Genomic DNA, 13,051 nt, shown 5'->3' with positions numbered 1-13,051 from the left:
AATGAGGAGGATTAATTCATGAGCAAAATTATTGGAATAGATTTAGGTACAACAAACTCATGCGTGTCTGTCTTAGAAGGTGGAGAACCAAAGGTAATTCCAAATCCAGAAGGAAATCGTACAACACCATCTGTTGTTGCTTTTAAAAATGGTGAGCGCCAAGTTGGTGAAGTAGCTAAACGTCAATCTATTACAAACCCAAATACAATTATTTCTATTAAGCGTCATATGGGTACTAGCCATACAGAAGAAATCGAAGGTAAAAAATATACACCACAAGAAGTTTCAGCTATTATTCTTCAATATTTAAAATCTTATGCTGAAGACTATCTTGGAGAGCCTGTAACTAAAGCTGTTATCACGGTTCCTGCTTACTTTAACGATGCAGAACGTCAAGCTACAAAAGATGCTGGGAAAATTGCAGGGCTTGAAGTAGAACGTATCATCAACGAACCAACTGCTGCAGCATTAGCATATGGTTTAGATAAAATGGACCAAGATCAAACAATTCTTGTTTATGACCTTGGTGGCGGTACATTTGACGTATCTATCCTAGAACTTGGCGATGGTGTATTCGAAGTTAAAGCTACTGCTGGTGACAACCGTTTAGGTGGGGATGACTTTGACCAAGTTATTATCAATTATCTAGTAGAACAATTCAAAAAAGATAATGCAATTGATTTATCTCAAGATAAAATGGCATTACAACGTTTAAAAGATGCAGCTGAAAAAGCAAAGAAAGATTTATCTGGAGTTACATCCACTCAAATCTCTTTACCTTTCATTACAGCTGGAGCTGCTGGTCCTTTGCATCTTGATGTTACATTAACAAGAGCTAAATTTGATGAAATCTCTGCGCATTTAGTTGAGCGTACAATGGGTCCTACTCGACAAGCAATTCGAGATGCAGGTTTAACTGCTTCAGAAATTGATAAAATTATCCTTGTTGGTGGATCAACACGTATTCCTGCAGTTGTAGAAGCAATCAAAAAGGAAACTGGTAAAGAACCATCTAAAGGGGTTAACCCAGATGAGGTTGTAGCAATGGGTGCTGCAATCCAAGGTGGAGTTATTTCTGGTGACGTTAAAGATGTAGTATTACTTGATGTCACTCCACTTTCTTTAGGTATTGAGACAATGGGAGCTGTATTTACGAAGTTAATTGATCGTAACACAACTATCCCAACTTCAAAATCACAAGTTTTCTCAACTGCTGCTGATAATCAAACAGCTGTAGATATTCATGTATTACAAGGTGAAAGACCAATGGCTAGTGATAATAAAACACTTGGTCGTTTCCAATTAACAGATATTCCACCAGCACCACGTGGAATTCCTCAAATTGAAGTAACATTTGATATTGATAAAAACGGTATAGTAAATGTTCGTGCAAAAGACCTTGGTACCAACAAAGAACAAACGATAACAATTAAATCTTCTACTGGACTTTCAGATGAAGAGGTTCAAAGAATGGTTAGAGAAGCGGAAGAAAATGCTGATGCTGATAAGAAGCGCAAGGAAGAAGTTGAACTTCGCAATGAAGCAGATCAGTTAGTCTTCCAAACTGAAAAAACGATGAAAGATCTTGAAGGTAAAGTCGATGCTAGTGAAATCGCTCAAGCAAATGAAGCAAAGGATGCTTTAAAAGCAGCTATCGAGAAAAATGATCTTGAGGAAATTCGCAGCAAGAAAGATGCCCTACAAGAAATTGTACAAAATCTTACTGTAAAGCTATATGAACAAGCTCAACAGCAAGCAGGCGCTGCACAAGGCGGACAATCTGCACCTAAAGATGACAATGTAGTGGATGCCGAGTTTGAAGAAGTAAAAGACGACAAGTAAGTAGTGAGAATGAAAAGTCAAAGTCAGTTTTTTACGACTTTGACTTTTTCTTTCTTCATTGCCTTTTTATTCATTTCAATGGTAAAATAACCTTTATGTGAAACGAATCGGGAGTGGAATTTTATGAGTAAAAGGGATTATTATGAAGTCCTTGGGGTAAGTAAGAGTGCATCAAAAGATGAATTAAAGAAGGCTTATCGAAAGCTTTCCAAACAGTATCACCCAGATATTAATAAAGAACCTGATGCAAATGAAAAATTTAAAGAGATAGCTGAAGCGTATGAGGTTTTAAGTGATGATCAGAAAAAAGCACAATATGACCAATTTGGTCATGCTGGTCCAAATCAAGGTTTTGGTGGTTCTGATTTTGGAGGCGGTTTTGGTGGTTTTGAAGATATCTTTAATTCTTTCTTCGGTGGAGGAACAAGACGAAGAGATCCAAACGCTCCAAGGCAAGGTGCTGATTTACAATATACGATGACGCTCAGTTTTGAAGAAGCAGTTTTTGGAAAAGAAATGGATATTGAAATTCCGCGGGAAGAAGAGTGTGATACCTGTCATGGTTCTGGTGCAAAACCAGGTACGAAGCCTGAAACATGTAATCACTGTAAAGGTTCCGGTCAATTAAACGTGGAACAAAATACTCCATTTGGGCGAATTGTCAATCGTCGAGTATGTCATTACTGTAATGGAACTGGAAAAGAAATCAAACATAAATGTGGCACTTGCCATGGTACAGGTAAAGTTAAAAAGCGTAGAAAAATCAATATAAAAATACCTGCTGGTGTGGACGATGGTCAGCAATTAAGAGTAGCGGGGCAAGGTGAACCAGGATTTAACGGGGGACCTGCTGGAGATTTATATGTTGTATTCCATGTACGCTCTCATGAGTTTTTTGAAAGAGATGGCGATGACATTTATTGTGAGATGCCAATTACGTTTGTTCAAGCAACTCTAGGAGATGAGATTGAGGTACCAACCATAAATGGAAAAGTTAAACTGAAAATACCGGCTGGTACACAAACAGGAACGAAATTTAGGCTTAAAGGTAAGGGAGTTCCAAACGTCCGTGGCTACGGCGTAGGTGATCAGCATATTCTTGTTCGGATCATTACTCCTACCAAATTAACAGAAAAGCAAAAACAACTCTTAAATGAGTTTGCTGAAGTAAGTGGTAGTGTTCCACATGGGGAACAAGAAGAAAGCTTTTTTTCAAAAGTAAAACGCGCCTTCAAAGGTGAATAAGGATTGGGGTTGGAGAATGTGAAATGGTCAGAAATTAGCATTCATACTACAAACGAGGCAATTGAACCAATTTCAAATATACTACATGAAGCAGGTGCAAGTGGTGTAGTAATTGAGGATCCTTTTGATCTTACTAAGGAAAGAGAAGATCAATTTGGTGAAATATACCAACTGGACCCAAAAGATTATCCTGTTGAAGGTGTCATTATAAAAGCTTATTTACCGGTTAACAGTTTTTTAGGAGAGACGGTTGATGGTATAAAAGAGGCTATTAATGGCCTTATTCTTCATAATATCGATATTGGCTTAAACAAAGTCAGCATTAGTGAAGTGAATGAAGAAGAATGGGCTACTGCATGGAAGAAATATTATCATCCTGTAAAAATTTCTGAGAGATTTACCATTGTTCCGACCTGGGAAGAATATACACCCGTAAATAGTGATGAGCTTATCATTGAATTAGACCCAGGAATGGCTTTCGGTACAGGAACTCATCCAACAACTGTTATGTGTATTCAAGCATTAGAAAGAACGGTACAACGAGGTGATCAAATTATCGACGTTGGTACTGGATCTGGTGTTTTAAGTATTGCGGCAGCGATGTTAGGGGCAAGTGAGATTTCAGCTTTTGATTTAGACCAAGTAGCCGTAACAACAGCAAAAATGAATATTAAGCTGAATAAAGTCCAAAACACAGTCAATGTTTCTCAAAAGAATTTATTAGATGGTGTTGAGGGAATGGTAGATGGGATTGTAGCAAATATTCTCGCTGAGGTTATCGTCCGATTTACAGATGATGCAGCAAGAATAGTTAAAAAGGGTGGTTATTTTATCGCATCTGGAATTATTCAGCAGAAGAAACAGGATGTAAAAGATGCATTAAATAAATCAGGTTTTGAAATACAAGAAACCCTACTTATGGAAGATTGGGTAGCTTTGATTGCAAGAAGAGTATAAAATAGTGATTTTTTGTATAGCAAATAAATGTGTATTTGATAAAATATTCATGCAGAAAGGGGAATTTCCCCTTTTTTCTGTTGGGAATTATTTAAAGATTGGGTGTGACTGCCTGTGCAACGATACTTCTCAGATGTTAAAAATGATAAAGATCAAGTAATCATCTCTGGGGAAGATTATCACCATATTGTTAGAGTAATGAGAATGACAATCGGTGATCAGCTTATTTGTGTAAAATCTTCCGGAAAAACGGCAACCTGTACAATTGCAGAAATTACCGATGAAAAAGTTATTTGTGATGTAGTAGAATGGAAAGATAGTACATCAGAATTGCCTATTCGAGTGACAATCGCGAGTGGTCTGCCTAAAGGGGATAAACTGGAATTGATTATTCAAAAAGGGACTGAACTTGGTGCTCATAGCTTTATCCCTTTTACTGCAGCTCGTTCCATTGTTAAATGGGATCAAAAAAAGGCAGATAAAAAGGTTGAACGTTGGCAAAAAATCGCCAAGGAAGCGGCAGAACAGTCTCATCGCAGCATTATTCCAGATGTGCATATACCTGTTAGTTTGCAGTCCTTACTTGAAGTAAGTAAAAATATAGATTGTAAACTAGTAGCGTATGAAGAGGAGTCAAGAAAGGGAGAAGTGTCTATTTTAGCAAGGTCCCTTCAAGCTCTAGAGGAAAATCAATCATTGTTAGTCGTTTTTGGTCCTGAGGGTGGCTTAACCGAAAATGAAGTAAATCTTCTACAAGAACACGGCTTTCAAATATGCGGACTTGGTCCGAGAATTTTAAGGACGGAAACAGCACCCTTATATCTTTTATCTGCTGTTTCCTATCATTTTGAATTATCGAGGTGAATATAATGGCAACTGTTGCTTTTCATACATTAGGTTGTAAAGTGAATCATTATGAAACAGAAGCTATTTGGCAACTGTTTAAGCAAGAAGGCTATGAACGGGTTGATTTTGAAACTACAGCAGATGTTTATATTATTAATACTTGTACGGTTACGAATACTGGTGATAAAAAAAGTCGCCAAGTTATTCGTAGGGCAGTTCGAAAAAACCCTGAAGCTGTTATATGTGTTACTGGTTGCTATGCACAAACTTCCCCAGCTGAAATAATGGCTATTCCTGGTGTGGATGTTGTAGTAGGAACACAAGATCGTGTGAAGATGCTTGAATATATTGAACAATATAAACAGGAACGTCAGCCCATTAATGGTGTAAGGAATATCATGAAAAATCGAGTTTATGAAGAGTTGGATGTTCCTGCTTTTACCGATAGAACTCGAGCTTCTCTAAAAATACAAGAGGGATGTAATAATTTCTGTACATTTTGTATTATTCCTTGGGCAAGAGGTCTGTTAAGATCTCGTGATCCAAAAGAGGTTGTTAGACAAGCTCAACAATTAGTTAATGCTGGATATAAGGAGATTGTCTTAACTGGAATCCATACAGGTGGATATGGAGAAGACATGAAGGATTATAACCTAGCAAAATTACTTCAGGACCTTGAAACACAAGTAGATGGTCTAAAACGTCTTCGGATTTCATCTATAGAGGCTAGTCAAATTACAGACGAAGTGATTCAAGTCATTAATGATTCGAATGTTGTTGTTCGTCACCTGCATATTCCATTACAATCCGGTTCAAATTCTGTTTTAAAGAGAATGCGCCGCAAATATACAATGGAGTTTTTTGGGGAGAGACTGGATCGTTTAAAAGAAGCACTACCAGGACTCGCTGTTACTTCTGACGTTATTGTTGGTTTCCCTGGTGAAACAGAAGAAGAATTTATGGAAACATTTAACTTTATTAAGGAACATAAGTTTTCAGAACTTCACGTTTTCCCATATTCAAAACGTACTGGAACACCTGCAGCAAGAATGGAAGACCAAGTGGATGAGGAAATTAAAAATGAGCGTGTTCACCGATTAATTACTTTATCTGATCAATTGGCAAAAGAATATGCTTCTCAATTTGAAGATGAAGTATTAGAGGTTATCCCAGAAGACCGATATAAGGAAGATCCTGAAAGTGGATTATTAGAAGGATATTCTGATAATTATTTAAAAATAGTATTCCCTGGTACGGAAGATATGATTGGAAAAATTGTTAAAGTGAAATTAAACAAAGCTGGTTACCCTTATAATAAGGGGCAATTTGTCCGAGTTCTTGAAGATTCTATTCCTTCGAAAGAAGAACTCGCGATCTAAATGTAAATTTTTGCTTAAATTTGTAGATAAATAACTAATATTATACCTTCCAATTACAGTTGACCTTCATTCATTGTTATATTATAATCGTAAGGGTACATGGATAAAACCATGTGTTTGATGTTAGTGTGTTGTGTTCGGAGGGAGGGAAAGAGAATGTCTAAAACTGTCGTTCGAAAAAACGAATCGCTTGAAGATGCTCTTCGTCGCTTTAAACGTACGGTATCTAAATCTGGTACTATACAAGAAGCAAGAAAGCGCGAATTCTACGAAAAGCCTAGCGTAAAACGCAAAAAGAAGTCTGAGGCTGCGAGAAAACGTAAGTTCTAAGAGAGGGTGTATGTAATTGAGTCTTCTCGAGATTTTAAATAATGATATGAAGCAAGCGATGAGAAACAAAGAAAAAGACAAGCTCTCCGTTATTCGGATGATTAAAGCTTCTATTCAAAACGAAGCAATCAAGCTTGGAAAGCAAGAGCTTTCTGAAGAAGAAGAGCTAACAGTCCTTTCTCGTGAAATGAAACAACGCAAAGACTCCCTCCATGAATTTGATAAAGCTGGTCGTGAAGACCTTGTAGAAAAACTACAACAAGAAATTGCTGTAGTGGAGTTATACGCGCCTAAACAACTTTCTGAAGAGGAAATTGCTCATATTGTAAAAGAAGCAATAGTGGAAGTTGGTGCCACTACAAAAGCAGATATGGGTAAAGTGATGTCTGCACTTATGCCTAGAGTAAAAGGAAAAGCAGACGGTTCACTCGTAAATAAACTTGTACAACAACACCTTTCATAACCTAAACATCATCAAAGACCGTAAGCTGTTTGCTTACGGTCTTTTTATAAGGCTCTTTTCTAAAACTTTGTTGCTTTTTTAATTTATTTTTACCAACACCAACATTTATACGAAAACAGCCTATTATATTAAGTATATATATTTTGAATTTCCATCAACATAAATGAAACTAATCTATCATTGAAACGTATATACATATAGCTAATGGTAAAGGAGGGGAAAAATGAAAGTAAAAGGAATACTTCTCTTTTTTTTATTTCTTCTAACAAGTTTATCTTGGTGTTTACCACATTCTTATGGAAAAACAGATCAAATAGTATTCATCGTCCCGATCGAGGATACAGTTGAAAAAGGTTTATATTCCTTCCTACAGCGAGCCGTAGAACAAGCTGAAGAAGAAAATGCAGATGCTATAATATTTGAAGTGAATACTCCGGGTGGGGCAGTTGATGCGGCTGCAGGTATTGGAAAATTACTAACTACAACCGATTTAAAAACCATTGCATTCATTAATAATCAAGCATTATCTGCAGGAGCCTATATTTCGTTAAACACAGATGAAATTTATATGGTACCAGGAGCAACAATGGGCTCTGCGGCTATTATTGATCAACAGGGAAATATGGCTGATAAAAAGGCGCAATCCTATTGGAATGCAGCAATGAAGAGTGCTGCAATCAATAGTCAGCGTAACCCTCTATATGCCTTAGCTATGGCAGATGAAACAATTAATTTGCCGGAATTAGGAGCAGAAAAAGGTAAACTATTAACCTTAACAGCTGATCAAGCATTAAAAATAGGTTATGCTGAAGGAATTGTACAAGACCTAGATGAACTATTAACAAAAGTGGGCTTAGAAAAAGCTCAAACCCAAACGTTAGAGGAAAGTTTTGCAGAGAAATTAGCAAGGTTCATAACAAATCCCATTGTTATTCCCATTCTTTTAACAATAGGAAGTCTGGGTCTTGTATTAGAATTGTATTCCCCTGGATTTGGAATTCCTGGTTTTATGGGGATATCTGCCTTATTATTATTTTTCTATGGACATCTTGTAGCAGGTTTAGCTGGCTATGAAACCATTATTTTATTTATAATTGGAATAGTTCTAATCATACTTGAGCTTTTTGTCCCAGGTGGAATCATTGGTATTATCGGCTTTGCTTCGATATTAGGCAGTCTATTTTTAGCAAGTGATAATGTGATTCATATGGGAATATCTATCGTAATTGCATTATTTGTATCCATAATGGCATCAATCTTTATGATAAAGGTGTTGGGGCGAAAAATGAGCTTTTTCAAAAAAATTATTTTAACTGATTCTACTAATACGGAACAGGGATATGTTTCGAATGTAAACCGTGTTGAACTATTAGGGGAAAAAGGAATAACATTAACGCAGCTTCGTCCTGCAGGAAAGATAATGATTAACGAAGAGATTGTGGATGCAGTAAGTGAAGGAGCTTTTATACAAAAGGATAAACAAGTAAAAGTCATCAAAGTAGAAGGTTCTCGAATTGTTGTAAGAGAAATAGAAGGGTTATAAGGAGGAATAAGATGTTAAATGCCGGTACAGCTTTTTTAATTATTGTTATTGTATTAGGTCTAATCCTATTATCGGTTTTATTAACTTTTGTACCAGTGATGCTATGGATCTCAGCGTTGGCTGCTGGAGTAAGAGTAAGTATTTTTACATTGATTGGGATGAGATTACGAAGAGTTACACCTAGTCGAGTTATAAACCCATTAATAAAGGCTCATAAAGCTGGTTTGAATGTAACAACCAATCAGTTAGAAAGCCACTATTTAGCGGGCGGGAATGTAGACAGAGTCGTAAATGCTTTAATTGCAGCACAAAGAGCCAATATCGAGCTAACCTTTGAAAGATGCGCTGCTATTGATTTAGCTGGACGTGATGTGCTTGAGGCGGTTCAAATGAGTGTTAACCCAAAAGTAATAGAAACCCCATTTATAGCTGGGGTTGCAATGGATGGAATCGAAGTAAAGGCAAAAGCTCGTATCACTGTAAGAGCCAATATTGAACGCTTAGTCGGTGGAGCGGGGGAAGAAACAATTGTTGCCCGTGTTGGTGAAGGAATCGTTTCTACAATCGGTAGCTCTGATAATCATAAAAAGGTGTTAGAAAATCCTGATATGATCTCACAGACTGTGCTTTCAAAAGGTCTAGATGCTGGTACAGCTTTTGAGATTCTATCGATTGATATTGCGGACGTGGATATCGGTAAAAATATTGGTGCAGAGCTTCAAACAGAACAGGCTGAGGCAGATAAGAAAATTGCTCAAGCAAAAGCAGAAGAACGTCGTGCGATGGCTGTTGCACAAGAACAAGAAATGAAGGCGCGTGTACAAGAAATGAGAGCAAAGGTTGTTGAAGCAGAAGCAACCGTCCCATTGGCAATGGCAGAAGCATTAAAATCAGGTAATATTGGAGTAATGGATTACATGAATATCCAAAATATATCTGCTGATACAGATATGAGAGGATCTATCGGTAAAATTTCTAGCGACAAGAAAGATGACCATTCCAATAAATAAATTTGAATGAACAGGGAAGGGAGGTATCCTTCTTGAGAATTTTATTTGATAATCCATTTATAATTATTATATTAATAGGGACGATAATCTCGTTTTTTAAAAGAGCGAATGCTAATAATCAAAAACAACCAAACCAAAGGACTGCAAGGGAATCGATTCCGATTCCCAAAATAGAAAGAGGAAAAACACATCGTTCACAAACTAGGTTGGAACAACAATATGCCGAAATTAAAAAATCTGCAGAAATTAGTCAACCAAAGGTAAAACCAGAGTCTAAAATTGGAAAAACTAGAAATAATAAAACAGAATCGATGAATGAAATTATTAGAAGTGAGGATGTTTCTTTAGAGCAGCAAAAAGAGACATCATCCTTTACGCCAAATAATAAAGATATCATTGACGGAATTATATGGTCAGAAATTCTTGGTCCCCCTAGATCAATGAATCCACATACTTCCCAAAGGCCTAGAGTTAGAAGATAATTAATCCAGCTTCAGTGCCTAGCCCCTCGAGTCAAATAACCTCTCCACCATGAAGTCAAAAAACGACTTCAAGGGGGAGAGAACATTTGCTTGTCGGGGCTTAGCAAGGCACTTCCGCTTTTTGTTTAATCCAGCTCCAGTGCCTAGCTCCTCGAGGTCAAATAACCTCTAACCCATGAAGTCAAAAAACGACTTCAAGGGTTAGAGAACATTTGCTTGTCGGAGCTTAGCGAGGCACTTACGCTTTTTGTTGTTCTAAGAATCTCTTTTCTCTCATACATTTGAGATGAAAGGGGGTTCTTTTTTTATGGCAATAAAGTGGGGACTGAGGGTCCGACGATGGATGACGGAGAAAATGGATCTTCCTCAAGATGTCATGATGGATTTACCCCGAATTACAATGATTGGACAAATCCATATTTATATAGAGAACCACCGTGGTTTATTGGCTTTCTCTGACAAGGAGTTAAGGCTGTTGTTAAAACAAGGCCAACTACTTGTGAAAGGAAAGGGATTTGTCATAAAAACGATCCTACCAGAAGAAATACTCTTAGAGGGGAAAATTGATCAAGTCCTATATATTAATGATTAATTCAGGGGGAAGAAAATGAAGAATCAGTGGATCGAATTTTATTCCGGCATAGTCACTGTAAAAATTACTGGAAAAGGGATTGAAAGATTTATTAATTCCCTCACTCGAGCCAATTTAGTTATTTGGAATGTAAAAAAGTGCGGAACAAATACGATCATCTTTAAGATGAAATTATCAGACGTACATGAATTAAGAAAGCACAAAAGAAATTCAGATTGTAAAATTCGATTTCTTCAAAGAAGCGGGGCGCCTTTTCTATTGAAAAGGCTGCTCCGTAATAGTGGTTTTTTAATTGGAGCAGTAGGATTTATACTAGTTATTATGATTTTATCAAATATGGTTTGGGGAATAGAAATTAAAGGTGCTAAACCTGTCACAGAGCATCAAATTAGAAAAGAATTAACGAATATGGGAATCAAGGTTGGAAAACTGCAGTTTTATATGGATGATGTTGAAACAATCCAAAGGAAATTAACGAATAAAATTGAGGAATTAACATGGGTAGGTGTTGAATTAAGAGGGACAACCTATCATTTTCAAGTTGTAGAAAAAAATCAACCTAAAAAGCCTGAGGTTCTTAGTCCGAGAAATTTAGTGGCTAAGAAAAAAGCCATTATTGTTAAAATGTTTGTTGAAAATGGAAAATCCCAAGTAAAACTACATGATCGAGTAGTGCCTGGGCAACTACTGATTTCTGGCTCTATCGGAAAAGAGGACAAACCTAAAATCGTAGCTGCCAAGGGAGAAATACTGGGAGAAACTTGGTATAAAACCTCCGTAAATTTACCGTTAAAATCTAATTTTTACGTTTTTAATGGACAAGAGAAGATAAAGCAGTCCGTAAGCCTTGGGAAACTTAAAATTCCTGTTTGGGGATTTGGAAAGATACAGTATAAGGAGTATGAAAAAGAAACACTGGAAAAAAATATACGATTTTTAAAATGGGAGCTACCAATCACCTATGTTTTTGATACGTATCGGGAGAGGGAAAAAGTGACGAGAGAATACTCTCGTGAAGAAGCAATTGAAATGGCAAAGAATTTAGCGAGAGAGGATATAAAAAGTTTACTTTCTGAAGAAGCTAAAATTAAGGGTGAAAAAGTTTTGCACCAATCATTTGAGAATGGTAAAGTTAAAATATCAATTCATTTCCAAGTTATAGAAAATATAGCAAAAGCTGAACCCATAACTCAAGGAGACTCAGAATGACAGAAGAACTTAAAACGATCGATATACAACTAGATAATCCAAATGAAGCATTAAATTTATTTGGAAATGCAGACGCAAATTTAAAAATGCTAGAGCAAGAATTAAATGTTTCAGTCATTACAAGAGGGGAAACCGTTATTGTTTCTGGTAATGCTGAGAAAGTTGAATTAGCTGGCAAGGTCCTTGAAAAATTACTTTTTATTATTCGTAAGGGAATAAACATTAGTACACGAGATGTTTTATATGCAATACAACTAGCTGACAAAGGGACTTTGGATTATTTTACGGAGATTTATGAAGAAGAAATAGGGAAGAACATAAAAGGAAAGTCTATACGCGTAAAAACTCTAGGACAACGCCATTATGTTTCTGCTATTAAAAAATCCGACCTCGTTTTTGGAATTGGTCCAGCTGGTACGGGCAAAACTTATTTAGCTGTCGTGATGGCTGTAAATGCTTTGAAAAATGGTCATGTAAATAGAATTATTTTAACAAGACCCGCTGTAGAAGCTGGGGAAAGTCTTGGATTTCTTCCTGGGGATCTGAAAGAAAAGGTAGACCCGTATCTTCGTCCTCTATATGATGCTCTGCATGATATTTTAGGGATGGAACATACAACAAGAATGATGGAGCGCGGTACAATTGAGGTAGCTCCATTGGCTTATATGCGTGGACGTACTCTTGATGACGCATTTGTTATTTTGGATGAGGCACAAAACACAACCCAGGCCCAAATGAAAATGTTTTTAACACGTCTAGGCTTTGGTTCTAAAATGGTTATTACAGGGGATAAAACCCAGGTAGATTTACCAAAAGGAGCAAAATCTGGTTTAATTGTAGCCGAGGAAGTCCTTCAGAATGTAAAAGGGATATCGATGGTTTACTTAGAACAAAGCGATGTCGTTCGACATCCTTTAGTCGGAAGAATTATTGCTGCTTATGAGAATCAAAAATAAAATCACTCACAAAGAGATTAGTCTACCACTGAAATTATAGGCTAATCTCTTTTTGTTTTTTTTATTCAGATGATTTTATAGTGAAAAATAGACTGAAAACTGTTATGATTTTACGTAATACTTAATGATATAGAATATGATAGGTAAAAGTTTTAATAAACATTCGCTTATCAGGTCTTTTGACTGTGATAGGAGGG

At 36.6% G+C, this 13,051-nt stretch carries 13 protein-coding genes; all 13 read left to right on the top strand.

Annotation, left to right across the window (positions count from 1 at the left end; genetic code table 11):
- Positions 1-18: 18 nt before the first annotated feature.
- The 13 genes from dnaK (at position 19) to ACSBPO_RS16045 (ending at position 12,854) form a co-directional block, all read left to right on the top strand.
- Positions 19-1,842, top strand: coding sequence for a molecular chaperone DnaK (dnaK, locus tag ACSBPO_RS16105; RefSeq protein ID WP_442595035.1), 1,824 nt, complete (start codon positions 19-21; stop codon positions 1,840-1,842).
- 123 nt (positions 1,843-1,965) lie between these two features.
- Positions 1,966-3,087, top strand: a complete 1,122-nt coding sequence (gene dnaJ / locus ACSBPO_RS16100; protein ID WP_442595033.1) for a molecular chaperone DnaJ — start codon at positions 1,966-1,968, stop codon at positions 3,085-3,087.
- An 18-nt stretch (positions 3,088-3,105) separates the two neighbouring features.
- Positions 3,106-4,044 (top strand): 50S ribosomal protein L11 methyltransferase, encoded by a 939-nt coding sequence (prmA, locus tag ACSBPO_RS16095; protein WP_442600392.1) that lies wholly within the window; start codon positions 3,106-3,108, stop codon positions 4,042-4,044.
- Between the two features lie 114 nt (positions 4,045-4,158).
- Positions 4,159-4,908, top strand: coding sequence for a 16S rRNA (uracil(1498)-N(3))-methyltransferase (locus ACSBPO_RS16090; protein WP_442595031.1), 750 nt, complete (start codon positions 4,159-4,161; stop codon positions 4,906-4,908).
- Positions 4,909-4,913: 5 nt separating this feature from the next.
- Complete coding sequence (gene mtaB, locus ACSBPO_RS16085) at positions 4,914-6,269, top strand: tRNA (N(6)-L-threonylcarbamoyladenosine(37)-C(2))-methylthiotransferase MtaB (protein ID WP_442595029.1); 1,356 nt, start codon at positions 4,914-4,916, stop codon at positions 6,267-6,269.
- Positions 6,270-6,425: 156 nt separating this feature from the next.
- On the top strand, positions 6,426-6,599 hold the full coding sequence (rpsU, locus tag ACSBPO_RS16080; protein WP_015595024.1) for a 30S ribosomal protein S21: 174 nt from the start codon (positions 6,426-6,428) through the stop codon (positions 6,597-6,599).
- Positions 6,600-6,615: 16 nt separating this feature from the next.
- Positions 6,616-7,062 carry a GatB/YqeY domain-containing protein gene (locus ACSBPO_RS16075; protein ID WP_442595027.1) on the top strand — a complete coding sequence of 149 codons (447 nt, stop codon included), beginning with the start codon at positions 6,616-6,618 and terminating at the stop codon, positions 7,060-7,062.
- A 223-nt stretch (positions 7,063-7,285) separates the two neighbouring features.
- Positions 7,286-8,605, top strand: coding sequence for an NfeD family protein (locus ACSBPO_RS16070; protein ID WP_442595025.1), 1,320 nt, complete (start codon positions 7,286-7,288; stop codon positions 8,603-8,605).
- An 11-nt stretch (positions 8,606-8,616) separates the two neighbouring features.
- Entirely contained in the window at positions 8,617-9,615 is a 999-nt protein-coding gene (gene floA / locus ACSBPO_RS16065) for a flotillin-like protein FloA (protein ID WP_442595023.1), read from the top strand.
- A gap of 32 nt (positions 9,616-9,647) precedes the next feature.
- Positions 9,648-10,097: a hypothetical protein gene (locus ACSBPO_RS16060; protein WP_442595021.1), complete on the top strand. Its 450-nt coding sequence runs from the start codon at positions 9,648-9,650 to the stop codon at positions 10,095-10,097.
- Positions 10,098-10,404: 307 nt separating this feature from the next.
- Entirely contained in the window at positions 10,405-10,689 is a 285-nt protein-coding gene (gene yqfC / locus ACSBPO_RS16055) for a sporulation protein YqfC (RefSeq protein WP_442595019.1), read from the top strand.
- Between the two features lie 15 nt (positions 10,690-10,704).
- Positions 10,705-11,898, top strand: a complete 1,194-nt coding sequence (gene yqfD / locus ACSBPO_RS16050; protein WP_442595017.1) for a sporulation protein YqfD — start codon at positions 10,705-10,707, stop codon at positions 11,896-11,898.
- Positions 11,895-12,854 (top strand): PhoH family protein, encoded by a 960-nt coding sequence (locus ACSBPO_RS16045; protein ID WP_442595015.1) that lies wholly within the window; start codon positions 11,895-11,897, stop codon positions 12,852-12,854. Before yqfD ends, ACSBPO_RS16045 begins: the two co-directional genes overlap by 4 nt.
- Positions 12,855-13,051 lie beyond the last annotated feature (197 nt).

The sequence above is a fragment of the Neobacillus sp. D3-1R genome, assembly GCF_052180215.1.
GTDB lineage: Bacteria > Bacillota > Bacilli > Bacillales > Cytobacillaceae > Pseudoneobacillus.
Note: the sequence above shows the minus strand (reverse complement) of the source record. Positions and strands in the feature narration are given on the sequence as shown.